Here is a 20,076-nt window from a genome sequence, read left to right on the forward strand (position 1 = left end):
TCTCTGAGCAAATTATTGAATATTTATATAGCCACCAGGAATAGACTCAATCAATGATTTAAGCTCTAGCTCAAATAAAATTGATGTTACTTGATTGTAGGGGAGTTTTGATTTGATGATAATTTTATCAATTGTAGTTAGCTCTTTACCTATACTATCTAAAATTATTCTCTCAGATTCGTTTAATGAGATGATTTTATTAAATTGATTATCTGTACTTGATATTTGTGTAGTATTTGAGATTATATCTATTTCTTCAAGGATATCATTAATGTTACAAACAAGCTTAGCCCCTTGTTTTATAAGCTCATTGCAGCCTTGGCTAGTAGTACTAAAAATATTACCAGGTATAGCAAAAACTTCTTTGTTTTGCTCTAACGCAAGTTCAGCCGTTATCAAAGAGCCACTTTTGCTAGCAGCTTCTACCACAACCACTCCTTTAGATAAGCCACTGATTATACGATTTCTTTGCGGGAAATTATAGCGTAATGGTCCTGTTCCCAAGGGAAATTCAGAAACTATTAATCCATTGGTGTTAATTATCTTGTTATAAAGCTCTTTATTTGAGCTAGGGTATACGACATCTACACCAGTACCTACTACAGCAATAGTGTTAAGATTGTTATCGATAGCATATCTATGAGCTAAAGTATCTATACCGTATGCTAGACCAGATATTATGGACAGTTCTAAACCTTTAAGTTCTGCACAAAGTTTTGCTGCGACATTCTTGCCATAACTAGAATGATTTCTGGCACCAACTATAGCTAATTGCTGGCTATTAAGAAGGTTACTATTACCACTACAATATAGTATCAAGGGAGGGTTGCTTATTTGTTTGAGACCGGATGGATAACTATTGTCTAGGTATGTGATTATTTGATTTTTGCCGCTAGAATCCAACCACTTATAAACTTTGTCTAAATACTCTAGATATTTTCTTTGATCAAGAAAATCTATACTCTCTTGACGTAGTGATAAAGTTTTTATGTATTTGGTTGGTGAACTAATAATCTCATTAAAGTCAAAATTGTTTTCTTTAGCTTTAGTAAATCGCGCATTACTAAAATAAGGTGTAATAGAAAGCGCAATCAAACTTTTGGTAGTATTATCGATCATTATAAAATAGTTGTTGCCATTGAATTGCTTGTGATTTCCTGTAATGAATTAACGATTAGAGCTATAGAGTAGTGTTGAGATTCTCTATAGATAAAACCATAACCAATATATTTAGGTGGGACTGGAAAACCATCTACTCTGGTTTCTGGTTCATATAAAATAACTTGAGCGCCTACTTTCAAGCCATCAGCAGCGCCTTTGTTCAATAGAATACTATTATACGAAGATGAGAATGTATTAGTATTCATTACATCTTCAAGTACATTAGCTGTTATTTTACTTTTCATTTTAAAGGTTTGTTCTGGTAGTTGTTGTGAAACAATATCATTAGGTATTACATAATTGCCTACACTAGCTTCACGACTTAGATTAGTTATTGTCAATGCTGTTATACCTTTGAAAGTATAATCATATTTTGCTGTGCCTAGTCTATAGACTTTTTTATCATCATTAAATGAAGATATTGGTTTTGGTTCGGATATTATTATGAAGTTACTGTTATCCTTGGCTGCTGTATATTCTTTGTTAGCAAAGATTTTAAAGTTAATTCCGAGTATTGGGCGCTTCTCCCTAGAATCATATATCCTTGAAACATTATCTAACTGATTGTCATCAAGTAGGTAAACATTTGAGAAGAATTTTGTGTATTCAGCCGGTCTGACATGCTCTAAATTACTTTCAATATTATCAATTTGCTCTATAAGTCTACTTTTCAGAGTGATTTCAACACGCTGATTTATAGCTCTACTTGAAGTTGAGTCATTAGGAGCAATAGGGTCTTGATAGCCTAAAGCTTTGATAGTAATTCCATCACTAGAATCAAGCCCTTTGTTTACAAGATATTCTTCGACACTACTAGCACGGTTTTTTGATAGTCTAATATTATAGTCAGTCAAGATTTTTTGATCTGTGAGAATTTTAGACTCAACTTTTCCAGCATAGCCTTTGATTGTAAATCTCGTTGTATCAGTTAGTTTCAAATAAGCGAAAAGTTTATCTAAAACTTCTTTAGCTTGGGCATTTAGTGTATAGCTATCAGCATCAAATTTTATATTTGTTTCGATTAGATCAGGACCTGCTTGTTCTTTTACACATATGAAAGATTTATTTGACTGAAGTAACTCCGGAGTGCAAGGTTCTAAAGTTGGAAATGTTAGCGGACCTTTATTCTTATCTTTATCGGCTGTTGTTTGGCATGCTACAAGTGTTGCAAGCAATGATGCTATTAAGCATAATTTTGATAATTTTTTCATATCATAAAACGTAAAATAGTATTTTATGATTTTAAGTTTACTATAAACTTATGAGTGTGAATAGTATTTGTAGTAGCTCTAATCAATTTAATAATCTATTGAGATATTAAAATAAGTAGTATCGACGCAAACAAAAGATGACTAAACCTTCTAAATATGGTATCTTGGAGTGCAAAAAGTATATAAGTAAATAGTATGAAAATCGCGCCAGATAGTTTTGTAAAAATGCATTTTAAATTTAGACTTAAAGATGGCTCTATTGCTGAAGATACCGAGAATTATAATAGACCTTTTGTATTTCAGATGGGTCAGGGTTGTTTTACTGAGAAAGTAGAAAATGAGCTTGTTGGAACAACTATTGGTGAAACCAAACGAGTAGTTTTAATGCCTGAAGAGGCTTTTGGAGAGAAACATCCTGCAAGTATCTATTCGGTGCCTAAATATAGATTTCCTAAAGATATGCAGCTAGAAGAAGGACTTATAGTTTCTTTTAGCCAAAAGGATGGCTCTAAGCTACCGGGATTGATTACTGAAATCAATGAGCAAGATGTCACTGTAGATTTTAATCATCCATTATCAGGACAGATAATCGTGTTTGAGGCTAAAATTTTAGATGTGGCTGAGAAAGAGGAGGATTTAGGTGAAGATATTACTAGCTAATCCAAGAGGCTTCTGTGCCGGCGTAAGTCGTGCTGTTGAGACTGTAGAGAAAGTTTTAGAAGTAGAGAAGTCACCAGTATATGTGCGCCATGAGGTCGTACACAATAAGGTTGTTGTGGATTCTCTTAAGAAAAAAGGTGTGGTTTTTGTCAAAGAAGTTGATGAAGTACCAAATGATGCAGTATGTATATTTAGTGCTCATGGAGTTTCTCTAAAGGTTGAAGAAGCTGCCGCTAAGAAAAATCTAGTACTTTATGATGCAACATGTCCTTTAGTTACCAAGGTGCATAGAGGGGTGCGTTTAGCAAGTAATAATGATGCTGAATGTGTCTTGATTGGTCACAAAGGTCATCCAGAAGTTCAAGGTACTATGGGTCAGTACCGTAGCAAAAAAGGCGCGATTTATCTTATAGAAAGTGAAGAAGATCTTAATAAATTAACAATAAAAGATCCTGATAATCTATACTATGCTACTCAGACTACTTTGTCAGTAGATGAGACGCAAGGGATAATACAGGCTTTAAAAGATAAATATCCAAATATTAAAGGACCTAAAAAAGAAGATATTTGCTATGCAACACAAAACCGCCAAACAGCTATAAAAGCAATGCTTAAATATATTGATGTTTTAGTTGTGGTAGGCTCACAGAACAGTTCTAACTCTAACAGGCTAAAGGAGCTAGCAACCTTAGAAGGTATAGATGCTTATCTTGTTGATAATCCTAAAGATGTTGATAAGTTATGGTTTGATAATAAGAAAGTCTGTGGCGTCAGTGCTGGAGCTTCTGCTCCAGAATACTTAGTTCAGCAAATAATTAGTCAAATATCTAAAGTTTGTTCGGTACAAGTTGAGGTTGAGGAATTTGAGGGTATTAAAGAAGAGGTCTATTTTCCATTACCAAGACTTTTAAAACAAAAGATTGGCTCAGGTAAGGTGGAATAGTATGCAAAGATCAATTAGAGGTGCTACTACTGTAGACAAAGATAGCAGAGAAGATGTCATAAGCGCGACAAAAGAGCTTTTGCAACAAATTATCAAGCATAATGATGTTAATGCTAGTGACATCGTAAATATTATATTTACTGCGACTACTGATATTAAATCAGAGTTTCCGGCTGTTGCAGCGCGCGAACTTGGGTTAGTTGATGTTCCTTTGATAGATTGTCAGCAGATGATCCGTAATGGAGCTTTAGAGTATTGTATTAGAGTTATGTTGACATATAATACGGACAAAACACAAGCGGAGATTAAACATATTTACTTGCGTCGAGCAGAAGTGCTAAGACCTGATTTATTAAGAAAATAGAAGGTGAAATGATTATGTGGTTGTTAGAAAATATAGATATGAAAAAATCAAAGTATATACTACCTAGTTTGTTTACTAGCGCTAGTTTATTATTTGCTTTCTTAGCAATTATAGCAGCTTTTAATGGTAATTTTGTTTCATCTGCAGTGTATATGCTGTTGGCAGGTTTTGCAGATGCTTTTGATGGTAGGGTTGCTAGATATACACACACTCAAACAGAATTTGGTGCTGCTTTAGATAGTCTTGCTGATGTGGTTTCATTTGGAGCTACTCCAGCCTTAGTTATGTATTTTTGGAGTTTACATAATATTGGTGCTCTAGGCGCAGCTATTTCGTTTTTGTACTTGCTTGCTGTAGCTTTAAGATTAGCTAAGTTTGATACTATGCCTGCTGGTGATAATTCAGAGGAAAGTATAATTGAGCGCCGCTTGTACTTTTATGGTATGCCATGCCCAGCTGGTGCTGTGACTATATCAGGATTAATCTGGATGGGGCAAAGAACATTTGTTGGTGATTACGCTTTTATAACTGTGATCTTAACTGTTTTTACCGCTTTATATCTTGCTTTTATGATGGTTAGTGATATTAAGTTTAGAAGTTTTAAAGATAGTGATGGTAAAGGTAATATTAGTAAGTTGTATGTAATTTGTTTTATTTTGATTATTCTTATGTTATTTACGATGCCTGATAAATTACTTTACTTGATTATGATAGGTTATGCTTTATCAGGTCCAATATCTCACTATAGATATAAAGCTAAAATTAAAAATAGTGATCTAAATGAACATTCATCGGTTGATGGTAAGAAAATAATAGATATTGAGAAGTAAATTTTTACTCTTTGATAGTAATAAAAGCATCATGGCTTGGATGACCTTGCTCAGCAATAATCCCAGCTGATACGCCTCCAGGTTGTTGCATAGGACCTGGCTCATTTGATTCTAGGTCTTGCTCAGTCGGTGGAGGAGCCACATATCCAAACGAATCACCTTGATTGCTTGCACATGATATCAAAGCAGTAGAAATTACAGCTAAAGTCAATAAAGTCGTTTTTTTCATGATATACCTTATAAAGTTTTTTGTGCCTTAATAATAACACAGATTTATATTTAATTTAGATGCATTAAATAGTTTATAATTGATAGTAGTTTTCGTATAATTAATTGCAGTGTATTTAGGAAAATAAATAATTACAGTTTTTTGGGAATATTTATGGATAATTCTATTTCTTTAGTTGAGCTAATATTACACGCTAACTTTATAGTTCAGCTTATTATGTTGGGTCTAGTCGCAATGTCCGTTTATTCATGGGCAATTATGTTTGAAGTCAATAATCGTGTTAAAAAATATCGTAATGAACAGGTTCAGTTTGATAAGCTATTTTGGGCAGGTCATCATATCCAGAAGTTATATGATTATTATCTACAACATAAAGAAAATATTTTTGGCAAATCAATAATATTTTGTTCTGGTCTAAGAGAGTTTAATAACCTTAAGGATACTTGTATGCTAAGAGGAGATACTATCCTAGAAGGCATGGAAAGAACTGTTAGTATAGCAATAGCACAAGAAGCAAAAGAGCTAGATAGAAAACTGCCAGCATTGGCAACAATAGGAGCTGTAGCACCCTATATCGGTTTAGTCGGAACTGTATGGGGGATTATGTCATCATTTAATACTCTAGGTGGTGTTGAGCAGGCGACAATTTCGGTAGTTGCACCACATATTGCTGAAGCTTTAATAGCTACAGCATTAGGTCTTTTTGTTGCTATTCCCGCAGTTATTGGTCACAGTAAACTATCTAACCAAGTTGATGATATTTTATCAAGCTATGAGTCATTCCAAGATGATTTGTGTATTTTACTTCTAAAAGAAGCACATAGAGATGAAATTCAACATCAGAATCAAGAAAGCTTGTAATAAAGACTTTTGCTTATGAAAAAAAGAAATAAAAGATTTTTTAGAAAACAGCGACCTATGGTACAAATCAATGTAGTGCCTTACATTGATGTTATGCTTGTTCTACTAGTAATTTTTATGATCACAACACCTATTTTAACTCAAGGTGTAAAAGTTGATCTACCGAAAGCACAATCTGAAAAGATACCTTCAAATGATAGTAAACCAATAGTTGTTACGGTAAATAAGCAGGGTGAGTATTTTATTAATCAAGGAGTTAATGATCCTAAGACAGCTTTAAGTTCAGGCGCATTAGCAAATGCGGTAGTTAGTTTATCACAGCAAAATCCTGGTAAACCTGTTTATGTAAGAGGTGATAGCAGCGCAAGTTATGGTGAGGTTGTAAAAGCTATGGCTCTTATTCAAAGAGCGGGAGTTGATAAAGTGGGGTTAGTCACAGAAGATGGCAAATCTTAATTATCATAAATTTTTACGGTTCTGCAACAAGCAAATAGATGAGAATCCGTTTTTAGTCAAGGCTATATTAATTCATATTGCTTTGATAATTTTGCTGTATATTTTGTCTTTTGTCAGTAGCTTAAAGTTTGAGAAAACACAAGCATCTTTGAGTGCGCAAGTTTCAAATATGCCAAAGAAATTTGAGATTATCCAAGCTACCTCAATAAGTAGTAGTGAGTTAAATAAACAAATATCTGCTTACGAGAATCATCAACAAGAATTAAAGCAGGCTAGAGAAGATATCAAACAAGCTAAGCTACAGGCTCTTAAAAAACATCAGCAGCAATTAAAAGAAAAAGCTGAGGCAGAGAGAAAAGCTAAACAACAAGCTATCCTAGAAGCCAAGAAAAAGGCTCAGCAAGAAGCTCAACGCAAAGCTGAGCAAGAAAAGCAAGCAAAACTTGAAGCAGAACGTAAGGCAAAAGTAGAGGCGGAGCAAAAAGCGCAACAAGAGTTACAACGCAAAAAAGAGCAAGAGCTTAAAGCAAAACAACAAGCTGAAGAAAAAGCGCGCCAAGAGAGATTAGCAAAAGCTAGAGCAGAGGCAGAAGCAGCTGCTAGGAAACAAATTGAGCAGAATCAGGCACAATCAGCTATTTCTAGTTACATCGCTGCATATCAAGATAGAGTTGGAGCTAACTGGATTAAGGATTCTTGTAGAGGAATTTATGATTTACCTCGCGCAATTATTAGAGATGGTAAATTTATTAAACTTACTGGTACATCTGGTAATTATAGATGTGATCAGTCTTTAATTGATGCTATTAAAAATACTACGCCACCTACAATTACAAATAATGTGGCAAGAAAAACTATACAAACAGAAAATATAAGCTTTATATTTAAACAAAGTTAATGAGGAACGGTATGAGAAAAATCATTGCAGGCGTTTTGATATTTGTTTTTTTGATCTCTAGTCTATACGCAGACTTAGTTGCAGAAGTGACTACTGGAGTAATTCAAAAGCCATTAGTTACGGTTGTTAGTGATAATGTTGTTGATCAGTTTCCGCAGCAGGTAAATTCTGTAATAGTTGCAGACTTAAATCATAATGCGAAATTACAAGGTAATGATACAATTAAGTATGAGATTAAGCAAAAGCAAAATATTCCTTGGAAGAGCTTAAAATCTGACTATGTTGTATTAACAAAATATACGAAGAACTCATATAATAATTATACTGTAGAAGTACAGATTCTAAAGAGAAATGACACAAGTTATTTACAAGCAATTACTTATAAAAATATAAATATTTCTCTAATGAGAACATTAGCACATAAGATTTCTAACTATGTTTATCATAAGCTTACAGGTGAGCAAGGCTTCTTTTTAACTAAGCTTGCATATGTCAAAGTAAGTAATCCATATGCAAGATACGGTAGGTTATATGAGCTTATTATATCTGATTATGATGGTTATAATAAGCATGTTGTACTAAGACAAACTGATAACCCAATAGCAACACCTTCATGGTCAAATGATGGTAGATATATCGTTTACTCTAGTTATAGTGGTGGTAGTATGGGAGTATATACTCTAGAAATAGCTACTGGTAAGGTTACACGTGTAACTAACTACAAAGGTATAAATAGCTCACCTTCGTTCTCGCCAGATGGTAAAGAAATTGCTTTAGCGCTATCAAAAGGCTATTCTGACCAAACTAATATCTACATCATGAACTTAGTTACAAAAGCACTAAAGAGAATCACTATAAATGGTATAAATACAGCACCAAAGTTTTCTCCAAATGGTCAAAGCATAGTGTTTACATCTGATAGAGAAGGTAGACCAAATATTTATGTAGCATCGGTAAACTCTAAATACCCACAATCATCAATATTAAGTACAAAAATACATCAGGCATATGAGCCAAACTATACACCAGATGGCAAAAATATAATATTTATGAACCAAAGCTCGCGCACAAGCGGTACGCAAATTGCTGATTTTAATTTAGCTAATGGAAGTGTAACAAATATTACAGATGGTAAAGCAGACAGTTCACCTACAGTTTCGCCATATGGTGATATGATTGCATATATCTCAACCAACACTAGAGGTTATAGCTCATTAGATATGGTATCATTAGATGGTGATAATCATTTTAATATTGAGACTGCTGATAATGGGAATATTCTAATACAATCACCAAGCTGGTCGCCAAAAAACTTTTAAGGAATGAGTATGCAATTTGCTATTAAAATATATTTGATTGGTTTTTTCGCTTTGTTAGTTACAAGCTGTGCATGGTATAAAGGACCAAGTTTAATGCCTAATGCAAACGGTAGTTTAGATGGTTCTTCTCTTAATCAAAGTAGTGGACCAGGCTTTATTAGTACCCTTAAATCAGCTGATAATTATGGTGCGAGTGATACAGGATTTGCTGATGGTGGTGGAAATTATGTTGTTTCAAGTTTTGATAATGATTAAAAATAATAGGAGTTTAAAATGATGAAAAAAAGGATAATGAACTTAGCAGTTATAGGTTCTATGCTTATGTTGGCAAGTTGCTCTAGTACTAGACCAGATAATAGTGACTTAATCAAAGATAAATATGCTGGAGTAGATAGCTCACAAGCTTTAGAAATGTCATCGCAGATTTATGGTTCTGATAAGATGAGTTCAGATCAAGTTGAACAAATGAAAAAAGAACTTATGAATATTAACTGTAGATCAGTATATTTTGGTTTTGATAGCTATAATATTACTGATGACGCTAAAGAATGCCTTGATAAGACGGCGGACTACTTGATAGCTCATCCAGATCAACCAATTAAACTATCTGGTAATACTGACCCAAGAGGTAGTGAGAAGTATAACTTTAACCTTGGCCAAAAACGTGCTGAAGCTGTATATAACTACCTACTAGGTAAGAATGTTAATAAAGATCAAATCTGTGTAGTAAGCTATGGTAAGCTAAAACCAGCTGCAGAGCCAACTCAGTTCTATGATGAGTTCTGTAAAGATGGTGTTAATGATGCATGTATGTACAAGGCATCAGAAAAAGCTTACTATTTAGATAGAAGAACAGAGATTGATTTTGGTGCTAAATGTGATGAGAGCAATTCATAGAACTAATAACTAATCTAAATCTAATCTTACAATTTTATCTTTTACTATTTTTTTATCTTAAATTGTTCTAAAATAGTCGCATAATTTTTTGTTTGAATTAAGTACTATGATTAAAATCCCTAAAATTGGTTTTGTCAGCTTGGGTTGTCCGAAAAACCTTGTTGATTCTGAGCGTATAATAACTAAGTTAAAAGCTGAAGGTTACGACCTGGTTGATAGCTATGATAATGCTGATATGGTTATTGTTAATACTTGTGGATTTCTAAACTCTGCTATTGATGAATCTCTAGAGGTTATTGGCGAAGCTATCGCGGAAAATGGTAAAGTACTTGTAACAGGATGCCTTGGGAATAAAGCTGATCTTATCAAAGAAAAACATCCAGAGGTTCTAAGTATTACAGGACCTCAAGATTATGAAAATCTAATTGAGGCTGTGCACACTCATGCTCCGATATTTGCAAATGATTTTGTATCTTTGGTACCGCCACAGGGGATTAAATTAACACCAAGACATTATTCATATTTGAAAATATCAGAAGGGTGTAACAATACTTGTACTTTTTGTATTATCCCAGATATACGTGGTAAATTAAAAAGTCGCTCAATTGATAACATCATGAAAGAAGCTGAAAAACTTAAAAATGCTGGTGTTAAAGAACTACTTGTAATATCTCAAGATACTTCTGCGTATGGTGTCGATATTAAATACAAACCGGGTGTTTGGAATAATAAAGAATATCAAAGCAACATTATTGATCTTGCTACTGCTCTTGGTGATTTAGATATGTGGACAAGACTACATTATGTCTACCCTTATCCTCATGTTGATAAAATTGTACCACTTATGGCTCAAGGAAAGATACTCCCTTATTTAGATGTACCTCTACAACATTCATCTCCAGAGGTTCTAAAAAGAATGAAGCGTCCAGCACATACACAAAAAACTTTTGATAGAATTAATAAATGGCGTGATATATGCCCAGATATAACTATTCGTAGTACATTTATAGTAGGTTTCCCAGGTGAGACAGAGGCTGACTTTGAGCACTTATTAGATTTTGCTGAGAAAGCGCAGCTTGATAGAGTCGGTTGTTTTAAATATTCAGAAGTCGAAGGTGCAAAGGCTAACCAGTTTGATAATCTGATTTCTGAAGAAGTTAAACAACAGCGTTTAGATGAGTTTATGGGATTACAAGCACAAATAAGTGCCGATAAACTACAAAGATTTGTTGGAACTGAACAGCAAGTAATCATAGATGTTATAAATAAAGATGAAAACTATGCTATAGGACGGACTAAATATGATGCTCCTGAAGTTGATGGTCAAGTAATTGTCGGTGATGCAGCAGAGAGAGGTCTAAAAGTGGGTGAATTTGCTAAGGTTGAGATTACTGAGTCTACTGAGTATGACTTGATAGCGGATTAAGGAAAATATAGTTTTGAAAGAAAGTGATATTGAACAACATTTAATAGATAAGCTTCAAGAACTAAAATATACCTATCGTAAAGATATAAATAATAGAAAGTCTTTAGAGGATAATTTTAGAGAAAAATTTAATGAATTAAATAGAGTGACTTTAAGCGATAATGAATTTGAAAGATTAAAGTTACAAATAATTCAGCCAGATGTTTTTGAGGCTAGTACAATTTTACGCTCTCAAAATACATTAAAAAGAGATGATGATACACCACTACACTATACTTTGGTTAATCTAAAAGATTGGTGTAAAAATTCATTTGAAGTGATTCATCAGCTTAAAATGAATACTACTTATAGCAATCATAGATATGATGTGATTTTACTTATAAATGGTATTCCTGTTGTTCAAATAGAGCTAAAATCTTTGGAAATCAGTCCGCGTAGAGCGATGCAACAAATAGTGAATTATAAAAATGATGAAGGTAATAGTTATCATAATTCGCTTTTATGTTTTATGCAGCTTTTTATTGTGAGCAATCGGATAAATACTTTATATTTTGCAAATAATAATACTGAGCATTTTAGCTTTGATGCGGATGAGAGATTTTTACCAATCTATCAGTTTGCAGAGAGAGATAACTCTACTAAAATCAAAAACCTGTTTGAGTTTGCAGATAAGTTTTTATCTAAGTGTATATTAGGTGAAATGATTAGTCGCTATATGGTTACAGTTGCAAGTGAAAAGAAGCTTTTGATGATGCGACCATATCAAATATATGCAGTTAAAGCTATTGTTGAAAAAATACATAAAAATAATGGCAATGGCTATATTTGGCACACTACGGGAAGTGGTAAAACTCTTACATCTTTTAAAGCATCGACCTTATTGAAAGATAACCCTGAAATAGACAAATGTTTGTTTGTTGTTGATCGTAAAGATTTAGATCGTCAAACTAGAGAAGAGTTTAATAAGTTTCAAGATGGTTGTGTGGAAGAAAATACTAATACTGAAACACTTGTGCAAAGGCTTCTGTCTGATGACTATAGTGATAAAGTAATTGTTACAACTATCCAAAAGCTAGGTTTGGCGTTAGATGAAACTAGAAAAATTAGGGGTAAAGCAAAAAACTATAAAGAAAGGCTAAAACCGCTACAAAACAAAAGAATAGTGTTTATTTTTGATGAATGTCATCGTTCACAATTTGGCGAGAATCATCAAGCTATTAAAAACTTCTTCCCAAATTCCCAGTTATTTGGTTTTACAGGAACACCTATTTTTGAAGATAATGGAACTTATAAAAAAATAAATGGTGAAGAGGCTTATATAGTTGAAACAAAAGATATTTTTCAAGAAGAGTTGCATGCTTATACAATCACAAATGCCATAGAAGATCGTAATGTTTTACGCTTTCATATTGATTATTATAAGCCTGATGAAAATACTAATATATCAACCCCAACAAAAGAAACGATAGTTAAAACTATTTTACAAAAGCATGATTTTGCAACAGCAAATAGAAAGTTTAATGCAGTGCTTGCAACAGCTAGAATTGATGATGCTATAGTTTACTATAAATTATTTAAGCAAATACAAGCCGATAAGCAGCAGCAAGAAGCTAGTTTTAAACCTTTAAATATAGCTTGTGTATTTAGTCCACCAGCGACGGGTAATCAAGATATCAAGCAACTCCAAGAAGATTTGGAGCAGGAGAAAGAGGATAATAAACATAATCCTGAAGAGAAGAAAAAAGCTCTAAAAGAGATTATCAGTGACTATAACAAGCAATATAAAACAAACTATAAGCTAGATACTTTTGATTTGTATTATCAAGATATACAAAAACGCATAAAAGACCAACAGTATTCAAATCAAGATTTAGCACATGATGAGAAAATTGATATTGTAATTGTTGTAGATATGCTTTTGACAGGTTTTGATTCTAAGTTTCTAAATACTCTATATGTAGATAAAAATCTTAAATATCATGGACTGATACAAGCATTTTCAAGAACTAATAGAGTTTTAAATGATACTAAGCCGTATGGAAATATTTTAGATTTTCGTTCGCAATGTGAAAATGTTAATAAGGCAATAGCACTATTTTCTGGTGCAGAGAAAGATAGAGCTAAAGAGGTTTGGTTAATTGATCCAGCTCCTGTAGTGCTTGAGCAACTAAATGATGCTGTCAAAAAGTTAGATGATTTTATGACAAGTCAAGGTTTGGAGAATAAACCTGAGCAAGTAGCAAATCTAAAAGGTGATACGGCAAGAGCTGAGTTTATAAGATGTTTTAAAGAGATACAAAGATTAAAGACACAGTTAGATCAGTATACAGATTTAACGGCGGATAATAAGCAAGCTATAGATAATCTCATTGATGAAGAGACGATGAGAGCATTTAAAGGAGCTTATCTAGATGTTGCTCAACGCTTAAAATCTCAACAAGATAAAAAAGATATACCAATAGAAAAAGAAGTTGAAAATCTTGATGTTGAGCTTGTACTTTTTGCTTCTGCGATGATTGATTATGATTATATTATGAATTTGATAGCTAATTACACTCATGCAACACCAAGTAAGCAAGAGATAAGTAAGCTTGAGTTATTAAGGTTGATAGCTTCAGATTCAAAATTTATTGATGAAAAAGATGATATCAAAGCTTATATAGATACTCTACAATTAGGAGAAGCTCTAAATGTAAAACAGATCCGTGAAGGGTTTGAAGAGTTTAAAGCTAATAAATCAGCTCAACAAATTACAGATTTAGCAGAGAAGTTTGGTTTAGAGCCAAAAGCACTCCAAGCATTTGTTGATAAAATAATTTTGCGAATGATATTTGATGGTGAAGAGTTGACTGACTTGATGGAGCCATTAGGCTTAGGATGGCTAGCAAGATCTAAAAAAGAAACTGCTCTAATGGAAGAGCTGATTCCTATTTTAAAGAAACTAGCAAATGGTGAGGAAATATCAGGTTTAGATACTTATGAGTAAAAAAAAGCAGTTTAATAAAACCGTTTCATCTAATAGAGAGAGTCTTGATGATATAACCACCCCACCTACTGGCGTAGGCACCCCTCCAACGGAGGGGAATTATTCCCCTTCTGTGAAGGGGTGGCAGTCGCAGACTGACGGGGTAGTTTTAGAATCTAAGCAAAGCAGGACGGTTTCTAAAAATATCCCCGAACTTCGTTTCCCAGAGTTTAGAGATGCCGGGGAGTGGAAAGAAACTAAAATAATTGAAATAGCAGATAAAAAAGTTAAAAGGAGCTTTATTGGAGGACCTTTTGGCTCAAATTTAAAATCTACAGATTATACTTCTAGTGGGGTACGAATAATACAGTTACAAAATATAGGGGATGGAATCTTTCATAATGACTATAAAATATATACATCAAAAGAAAAAGCAGATGAACTAATAAGCTGTAATATATACCCAAATGATATTATTTTATCTAAAATGGGCGATCCTGTCGCTAGAGCATGTATTGTACCTAGTTATGAAGAAAGATATGTGATGTGTTCTGATGGAATTCGCTTAGCTGTAGATGAGAAAAAGTTTAGTAAATACTTTGTATATTCTTATATTAATTCTAGCTTTTTTAGAGATTTGGCAGAAAAATCATCAACAGGATCTACACGCAAAAGGATTGGTTTAGATGTATTAAAAAAATTATCAATACTTACGCCTAGCTTTAAAGAACAACAAAAAATAGCGGATTGTTTATCATCGGTAGATGAATTGATAGAGGCACAAAGTCAAAAAGTAGAGTTACTAAAAGAACATAAAAAAGGCTTAATGCAAAAGCTATTTCCAGTAGAAGGTAAAACTACGCCAGAGTATCGTTTTCCCGAGTTTAGAGATGCTGGGGAGTGGGTTGAGCGAGAGCTTGGGGATTGCTTAAATTATATTCAGCCATCAAAATATATAGTCAAAAGTACAGAATATAATGATTCTTATAAAACTCCTGTTTTAACAGCGGGTAAGTCATTTATTTTAGGATATACCAATGAGATAGATGGTGTATTTTTAAAAGATTTGCCTGTGATTATATTTGATGACTTTACAACTGCTTCAAAGTTTGTTGACTTCCCATTTAAAGTCAAATCATCAGCTATAAAAATCTTGCTATCAAAAAAAGATATAAATGTTAAATTTGTTTATGAAGCTATGCAAAATATAAAATATGAAGTTGGGGTTCATGAAAGACATTGGATTTCTATTTTTAGTAAGCTTAATATTAGAATTCCAAATCCTAAAGAACAACAAAAAATAGCGGATTGTTTATCATCAGTAGATGAGTTGATAGAGGCACAAAGCCAAAAAGTAGAGCTACTTAAAGAACATAAAAAAGGACTGATGCAAAGGTTATTTCCAGTAACCACCTCAACCTAGGTTGGAGTTATTCCCCTTCTGTGAAGGGGTGGCAGTCGCAGACTGACGGGGTAGTTTTAAAAGGAAAACCATAATATAGAAAAGTACTAAAAATATGAGAAAAACGAAAAGTTATTATTCACTACCATATAATCCAGCTCTTAAACAAAGAGCTAAGGAGCTAAGAAAGGCAGGAAATTTAGCAGAGGTACTTTTATGGAATCAAATAAAAAATAAACAATTCCTAAATCTTGATTTTGATAGGCAAAAAATAATTGGTAATTATATTGTAGATTTTTTCTGTGGTGAGAAAATGCTAGTTATAGAAATAGATGGTTATAGCCATAATGATAAGCATGATTATGACTATAAACGGGATAAGTATTTAAAAAGTTTAAATCTAAAGATAATCCATTTATTAGATAATGATGTAAAAAATGATATTAATACTGTTTTGACCTTTTTAAGAAACCCCCCCGACCTAAAGGTCACCCCTCCAGCGGAGGGGAATTATTCCCCAGATGTTATTGAACAAGATGGTGGAGGTATTTAGTTATGAGTGGTAGTCCAAAAATATACTCCTATAAAACTTTAGATAACTTAGTCACTAACCGTTTAAGAAATGATTTAAATGATTGCGATCTAATTCTACTATTTGCCTATAATGGTACTGGTAAAACTCGTCTATCTATGGAATTTAGACAAAAAGATAAAAAAAATAAAAATAGAGATACTTTGTATTTTAACGCTTTTACAGAGGATTTATTTTATTGGGATAATGACTTAGAAGCAGATAGTAATAGAGTACTACATTTTAGAGAGTCTCATTTTTTTGATGGGTTAGAAGAGCTAGAAATGGAGAGCCGTATAGCAGAGTATCTAAACCGTTATGCTGATTTTGATTTTAAAATTGATTATAAAAATAGAACGGTTACTTTTAGTAAACAAGAGTTAGTTTTAAATCATAGAACTGAAGAGAAAAATTTACAGTTAGTTGATAATATAAAAGTTTCTCGTGGTGAGGAAAATATTTTTATATGGTGTTTTTTTCTTGCGGTGGCTCGCTTAGCTATAGAAAAGCAAGAGGCTTATGCTTGGGTTAAATACCTATATATAGATGATCCTATATCATCATTAGATGATAATAATGCTATAGCAGTAGCTAGTGATTTAGCTCAGTTACTGAAAAGTAGTGATAATAATATAAAAACAGTCATATCATCACATCATGGATTGTTTTTTAATGTTTTACATAATGAGTTTAGAAGCTCTAAGAAATTCAAAAGCTATTTTTATCATCGTCCAAATAATGAAAATGTTTATACATTAAGAACTACAGAAGATACCCCTTTTTTTCATCATGTATCGATACTAAGTGAACTAAAAAAAGCTTGTGAGAGTGGGCAGTTATTTACTTATCATTTTAATATGTTGCGTAGTATTATGGAAAAGACAGCAACATTTTTTGGTTATAAAGATTTTTCGGTATGTATAAAAGGTATTGATGATGAGGTTTTATACTCAAGGGCTTTAAATTTACTAAGTCATGGTAAATACTCTATTTATGAGCCTAAACAAATGGTTGAAGATACAAAAAAGTTATTTAGCGATATGCTAAATGCTTTTTTAGATAGGTATAAATTTGAACTACCTAAAATAATTAAAGAGAAATAATAATGAGTGAACAAGAGTCGAATGTAATTATTTATAATACTGTAGATGGAAAAGCTACTGTTTCACTACTTGCAAAAGATGGCACAGCATGGCTAAGTCAAGCAAAATTAGCAGAGCTATTTGCTACAACAAAGCAAAATATAAGTTTGCATATATCAAATATTTTTGAAGAAGGTGAGCTAGATAAAAATTCAGTTGTAAAGGATTACTTGACAACTGCCAGCGATGGAAAAAGCTATAATGTTACTCATTATTCATTAGAGATGATTTTGGCAATAGGCTTTAGAGTTAGAAGTAAAAGAGGTACTCAGTTTCGTCAGTGGGCGAATAAAAATCTAAGTGAATATATGATAAAAGGGTTTGTTATAGATGATAACAGGCTAAAAAATCCAGATGGTCGCCCAGATTATTTTGATGAACTTTTAGCTCGAATTAGAGATATTAGAGCTTCGGAAAAAAGGTTTTATCAAAAAGTAAGAGATCTTTTTATGCTTAGTCAAGATTATGATGCCACTGATAAAGAAACACAGCTTTTTTATGCTGAAACTCAGAATAAATTATTATTTGCTATAACTGGTCAAACAGCAGCTGAACTTATAACTAGTAGGGCAGATCATACTCAGCCAAATATGTCTCTTACAAGTTTCAAGGGTGATAGAGTTAGAAAACAAGATATTTATATAGCAAAAAATTATCTTACTGCAGATGAGTTAGATAGTCTAAATAGATTTGTAATAGTCTTTTTAGAGACTGCTGAATTAAGAGCTAAAAATCGTCAAAATATAAATATGAGTTTTTGGAAAGAAAATATTGATCGTATCATAGAGTTTAATGATAAAGAAGTACTTAAAGGTGCTGGAAGTGTCAGTCGTCAACAAATGCAAAAAATGGTTGAAAGAGTATATTCTGAATTTGATATGAAAAGAAAAGAACAAGAAGCAATAGAAGCAGACATTCAGGATATAGAAGAGCTTAAGCAAATTGAACAAGACATAAAGAGAAATAATAATGAGTGAACAAGAAAAAAAACAACTAGGTGAAACATTGTGGAAAATAGCAGATGAATTGCGTGGCGCGATGAATGCTGATGATTTTCGTGATTACATGCTTTCATTTTTATTTTTACGCTATTTGTCAGATAACTATGAAGAAACTGTAAAGAAGTTTTTAGGTGATGAATATCCTCAAGCAAGAGAAATAAATGTTGCAATTGAAATAGATGATAACTCTGATATAAAGAAAAAAGAGAAACATACTGAAAATGTTACTAAAATAATTTCACCATTAAAAATTTGGTACGATGAAAACCCACAGCATGTAGAAGAATTTGAAAAAGAAATTAGAAAAAAGACACACTATATTATTAATCCAGACTACCTATGGAGTAATATTGTAAATTTAGCAAAAACTCATCATATAGATTTATTAAAAATTTTACAAAGAGGATTAAAATATATTGAAAACGAGTCTTTTGGAAGCTCTTTTAAGGGGTTATTCTCTGAGATAAATCTAGATTCTGATAAGCTTGGGAAAAGTTATCCATTACGAAATAAAAAGCTTTGTACTGTAATTAGTAAAATAGCTACTGGTATAGCTGGATTTTCTACAGATAGTGATACGCTAGGAGATGCTTATGAGTATCTTATCGGTCAGTTTGCTGCTGGGTCTGGTAAAAAGGCTGGAGAATTTTATACTCCTCAACAGATTTCTACAATTCTTTCTGAGATAGTAACTTTAGATTGCCAAGACCCTAGCTTGGGTAAAAAAAAGCATTTAGATAAAGTCTTAGATTTTGCTTGTGGTTCTGGGTCATTGTTACTAAATGTTCGCCAACAAATCAAAAAAGAAAAAGATGGAAGTATTGGCAAGATCTACGGACAGGAAAAAAATATAACAACTTATAACCTTTGTCGTATGAATATGCTTTTACATGGTTTGAAAGATTCTGAGTTTGAAATTTTTCATGGAGACTCTTTGGCAAATGATTGGAGTATTTTACAAGAAGAAAACCCAAGCAAACAAATAAAGTTTGATGCTATTGTGGCAAATCCACCATTTAGTTATCGTTGGGATCCTGATGATAGACTAAAAGAAGATACTCGTTTTAAAAGTCATGGAGTCGCTCCAAAATCAGCAGCTGATTTTGCCTTTCTGTTACATGGTTTTAACTTTCTTGATAATGGCGGAACTATGGCTATTATATTGCCTCATGGTGTGCTGTTTAGAGGTGGGGCAGAAGTAAATATTCGTACGAAGCTTTTAAAGGATAGTAATATTGATGCTGTAATAGGGCTACCTTCAAATCTATTTTTCTCAACAGGAATACCAGTTTGTATATTAGTTCTTAAAAAGTGTAAGAAATCAGATGATATATTGTTTATAAATGCAAGTTCTGAAGAAAACTATAAAAAAGGTAAGCGACAAAATACTCTTGAAAAAGAGCATATACAAAAGATTATAAACACTTATCAATATCGTAAAGAAGAAGATCGTTATTCGCGTTGCGTATCGCTAGAAGAAATTGAAAAGAATGACTTTAATTTGAATATATCTCGTTATATAAGTACAGCTAAGCCAGAACCTAAAGTTGATATTAAAAGTGTAAATAAAGATTTGATAGATATTGAAAGTAAAATAGAATTAAGTAAAAGTAAACATAATGAATTCTTGAGAGAGTTAGGGTTAGAGTTGATTCCTTAGCTTCTTGAGTATGTTTGTTTAAAATTAAACTTTCTTAATATTCATTTATCTGTATAAAAAATCTATAATCTTATTTGTAT

20 protein-coding genes are annotated in these 20,076 nt (G+C 32.6%); 17 read left to right on the forward strand and 3 right to left on the reverse strand.

Annotated features, from left to right (window positions below):
- Positions 1 to 12 precede the first annotated feature (12 nt).
- Together dprA and FSC454_RS01635 are read right to left on the reverse strand one after the other, a co-directional pair.
- Entirely contained in the window at positions 13 to 1,119 is a 1,107-nt protein-coding gene (gene dprA / locus FSC454_RS01630) for a DNA-processing protein DprA (protein ID WP_082810695.1), read from the reverse strand.
- The gene (locus FSC454_RS01635; RefSeq protein WP_066045739.1) at positions 1,119 to 2,372 is read right to left on the reverse strand and encodes an OmpA family protein; all 1,254 of its coding nucleotides are present in this window, start codon (positions 2,370 to 2,372) and stop codon (positions 1,119 to 1,121) included. The genes dprA and FSC454_RS01635 overlap by 1 nt, the downstream gene beginning before the upstream one ends.
- 195 nt (positions 2,373 to 2,567) lie before the next feature.
- Here FSC454_RS01635 and fkpB point away from each other — a divergent pair, with 195 nt between their 5' ends.
- Genes fkpB through FSC454_RS01655 form a run of 4 tightly spaced genes read left to right on the forward strand, consistent with a single transcriptional unit; the run spans position 2,568 to position 5,169 of the window.
- Positions 2,568 to 3,032, forward strand: a complete 465-nt coding sequence (fkpB, locus tag FSC454_RS01640; RefSeq protein WP_066045736.1) for an FKBP-type peptidyl-prolyl cis-trans isomerase — start codon at positions 2,568 to 2,570, stop codon at positions 3,030 to 3,032.
- A complete protein-coding gene (gene ispH / locus FSC454_RS01645; protein WP_066045733.1) occupies positions 3,013 to 3,975 on the forward strand; it encodes a 4-hydroxy-3-methylbut-2-enyl diphosphate reductase in 963 nt (320 codons plus the stop codon). The genes fkpB and ispH overlap by 20 nt, the downstream gene beginning before the upstream one ends.
- A gap of 1 nt (position 3,976) precedes the next feature.
- A complete protein-coding gene (gene aroH / locus FSC454_RS01650) occupies positions 3,977 to 4,339 on the forward strand; it encodes a chorismate mutase (protein WP_066045731.1) in 363 nt (120 codons plus the stop codon).
- A gap of 8 nt (positions 4,340 to 4,347) precedes the next feature.
- Positions 4,348 to 5,169 carry a CDP-alcohol phosphatidyltransferase family protein gene (locus FSC454_RS01655; RefSeq protein WP_080555301.1) on the forward strand — a complete coding sequence of 274 codons (822 nt, stop codon included), beginning with the start codon at positions 4,348 to 4,350 and terminating at the stop codon, positions 5,167 to 5,169.
- Positions 5,170 to 5,173: 4 nt separating this feature from the next.
- Here the strand turns inward: FSC454_RS01655 and FSC454_RS01660 are convergent, their stop codons facing one another.
- Complete coding sequence (locus tag FSC454_RS01660; protein ID WP_066045729.1) at positions 5,174 to 5,398, reverse strand: hypothetical protein; 225 nt, start codon at positions 5,396 to 5,398, stop codon at positions 5,174 to 5,176.
- A gap of 153 nt (positions 5,399 to 5,551) precedes the next feature.
- Between FSC454_RS01660 and tolQ the strand changes: the two genes are divergently transcribed.
- The 13 genes from tolQ (at position 5,552) to FSC454_RS01725 (ending at position 19,996) form a co-directional block, all read left to right on the forward strand.
- On the forward strand, positions 5,552 to 6,259 hold the full coding sequence (tolQ, locus tag FSC454_RS01665; RefSeq protein WP_066045726.1) for a protein TolQ: 708 nt from the start codon (positions 5,552 to 5,554) through the stop codon (positions 6,257 to 6,259).
- Positions 6,260 to 6,274: 15 nt separating this feature from the next.
- Positions 6,275 to 6,715 carry a protein TolR gene (gene tolR / locus FSC454_RS01670; protein ID WP_014547649.1) on the forward strand — a complete coding sequence of 147 codons (441 nt, stop codon included), beginning with the start codon at positions 6,275 to 6,277 and terminating at the stop codon, positions 6,713 to 6,715.
- Complete coding sequence (gene tolA / locus FSC454_RS01675; protein WP_066045723.1) at positions 6,702 to 7,613, forward strand: cell envelope integrity protein TolA; 912 nt, start codon at positions 6,702 to 6,704, stop codon at positions 7,611 to 7,613. Before tolR ends, tolA begins: the two co-directional genes overlap by 14 nt.
- 11 nt (positions 7,614 to 7,624) lie before the next feature.
- Positions 7,625 to 8,932 carry a PD40 domain-containing protein gene (locus FSC454_RS01680; RefSeq protein WP_066045720.1) on the forward strand — a complete coding sequence of 436 codons (1,308 nt, stop codon included), beginning with the start codon at positions 7,625 to 7,627 and terminating at the stop codon, positions 8,930 to 8,932.
- A 9-nt stretch (positions 8,933 to 8,941) separates the two neighbouring features.
- Entirely contained in the window at positions 8,942 to 9,187 is a 246-nt protein-coding gene (locus tag FSC454_RS01685; protein WP_066045718.1) for a hypothetical protein, read from the forward strand.
- Positions 9,188 to 9,205: 18 nt separating this feature from the next.
- On the forward strand, positions 9,206 to 9,829 hold the full coding sequence (locus FSC454_RS01690) for an OmpA family protein (protein WP_066045715.1): 624 nt from the start codon (positions 9,206 to 9,208) through the stop codon (positions 9,827 to 9,829).
- 106 nt (positions 9,830 to 9,935) lie between these two features.
- On the forward strand, positions 9,936 to 11,255 hold the full coding sequence (rimO, locus tag FSC454_RS01695; protein ID WP_066045712.1) for a 30S ribosomal protein S12 methylthiotransferase RimO: 1,320 nt from the start codon (positions 9,936 to 9,938) through the stop codon (positions 11,253 to 11,255).
- 13 nt (positions 11,256 to 11,268) lie between these two features.
- Positions 11,269 to 14,241, forward strand: a complete 2,973-nt coding sequence (locus tag FSC454_RS01700) for a type I restriction endonuclease subunit R (RefSeq protein WP_066045709.1) — start codon at positions 11,269 to 11,271, stop codon at positions 14,239 to 14,241.
- Positions 14,234 to 15,643 (forward strand): restriction endonuclease subunit S, encoded by a 1,410-nt coding sequence (locus FSC454_RS09525; protein WP_082810694.1) that lies wholly within the window; start codon positions 14,234 to 14,236, stop codon positions 15,641 to 15,643. The genes FSC454_RS01700 and FSC454_RS09525 overlap by 8 nt, the downstream gene beginning before the upstream one ends.
- Positions 15,644 to 15,737: 94 nt before the next feature.
- A complete protein-coding gene (locus FSC454_RS01710) occupies positions 15,738 to 16,175 on the forward strand; it encodes an endonuclease domain-containing protein (RefSeq protein WP_071794759.1) in 438 nt (145 codons plus the stop codon).
- Between the two features lie 2 nt (positions 16,176 to 16,177).
- Entirely contained in the window at positions 16,178 to 17,296 is a 1,119-nt protein-coding gene (locus tag FSC454_RS01715; RefSeq protein WP_066045706.1) for an AAA family ATPase, read from the forward strand.
- A gap of 2 nt (positions 17,297 to 17,298) precedes the next feature.
- The gene (locus tag FSC454_RS01720) at positions 17,299 to 18,312 is read left to right on the forward strand and encodes a virulence RhuM family protein (RefSeq protein ID WP_066045703.1); all 1,014 of its coding nucleotides are present in this window, start codon (positions 17,299 to 17,301) and stop codon (positions 18,310 to 18,312) included.
- Positions 18,305 to 19,996 (forward strand): type I restriction-modification system subunit M, encoded by a 1,692-nt coding sequence (locus FSC454_RS01725; RefSeq protein WP_066045699.1) that lies wholly within the window; start codon positions 18,305 to 18,307, stop codon positions 19,994 to 19,996. Before FSC454_RS01720 ends, FSC454_RS01725 begins: the two co-directional genes overlap by 8 nt.
- Positions 19,997 to 20,076: the final 80 nt, after the last annotated feature.

The sequence above is a fragment of the Francisella hispaniensis FSC454 genome (assembly GCF_001885235.1).
Classification (GTDB): domain Bacteria; phylum Pseudomonadota; class Gammaproteobacteria; order Francisellales; family Francisellaceae; genus Francisella; species Francisella hispaniensis.

Bases quoted from the DNA above. Each gene is read 5' to 3' on its own strand.
- FSC454_RS01660 (WP_066045729.1), bottom strand. From the start codon at position 5,398: ATGAAAAAAACGACTTTATTGACTTTAGCTGTAATTTCTACTGCTTTG.
- FSC454_RS01635 (WP_066045739.1), bottom strand. From the start codon at position 2,372: ATGAAAAAATTATCAAAATTATGCTTAATAGCATCATTGCTTGCAACA.
- FSC454_RS09525 (WP_082810694.1), top strand. From the start codon at position 14,234: ATGAGTAAAAAAAAGCAGTTTAATAAAACCGTTTCATCTAATAGAGAG.
- FSC454_RS01685 (WP_066045718.1), top strand. From the start codon at position 8,942: ATGCAATTTGCTATTAAAATATATTTGATTGGTTTTTTCGCTTTGTTA.
- dprA (WP_082810695.1), bottom strand. From the start codon at position 1,119: ATGATCGATAATACTACCAAAAGTTTGATTGCGCTTTCTATTACACCT.
- FSC454_RS01710 (WP_071794759.1), top strand. From the start codon at position 15,738: ATGAGAAAAACGAAAAGTTATTATTCACTACCATATAATCCAGCTCTT.
- aroH (WP_066045731.1), top strand. From the start codon at position 3,977: ATGCAAAGATCAATTAGAGGTGCTACTACTGTAGACAAAGATAGCAGA.
- FSC454_RS01720 (WP_066045703.1), top strand. From the start codon at position 17,299: ATGAGTGAACAAGAGTCGAATGTAATTATTTATAATACTGTAGATGGA.
- tolA (WP_066045723.1), top strand. From the start codon at position 6,702: ATGGCAAATCTTAATTATCATAAATTTTTACGGTTCTGCAACAAGCAA.
- FSC454_RS01715 (WP_066045706.1), top strand. From the start codon at position 16,178: ATGAGTGGTAGTCCAAAAATATACTCCTATAAAACTTTAGATAACTTA.
- FSC454_RS01690 (WP_066045715.1), top strand. From the start codon at position 9,206: ATGATGAAAAAAAGGATAATGAACTTAGCAGTTATAGGTTCTATGCTT.
- FSC454_RS01725 (WP_066045699.1), top strand. From the start codon at position 18,305: ATGAGTGAACAAGAAAAAAAACAACTAGGTGAAACATTGTGGAAAATA.
- FSC454_RS01680 (WP_066045720.1), top strand. From the start codon at position 7,625: ATGAGAAAAATCATTGCAGGCGTTTTGATATTTGTTTTTTTGATCTCT.
- tolR (WP_014547649.1), top strand. From the start codon at position 6,275: ATGAAAAAAAGAAATAAAAGATTTTTTAGAAAACAGCGACCTATGGTA.
- tolQ (WP_066045726.1), top strand. From the start codon at position 5,552: ATGGATAATTCTATTTCTTTAGTTGAGCTAATATTACACGCTAACTTT.
- FSC454_RS01655 (WP_080555301.1), top strand. From the start codon at position 4,348: ATGATTATGTGGTTGTTAGAAAATATAGATATGAAAAAATCAAAGTAT.
- rimO (WP_066045712.1), top strand. From the start codon at position 9,936: ATGATTAAAATCCCTAAAATTGGTTTTGTCAGCTTGGGTTGTCCGAAA.
- fkpB (WP_066045736.1), top strand. From the start codon at position 2,568: ATGAAAATCGCGCCAGATAGTTTTGTAAAAATGCATTTTAAATTTAGA.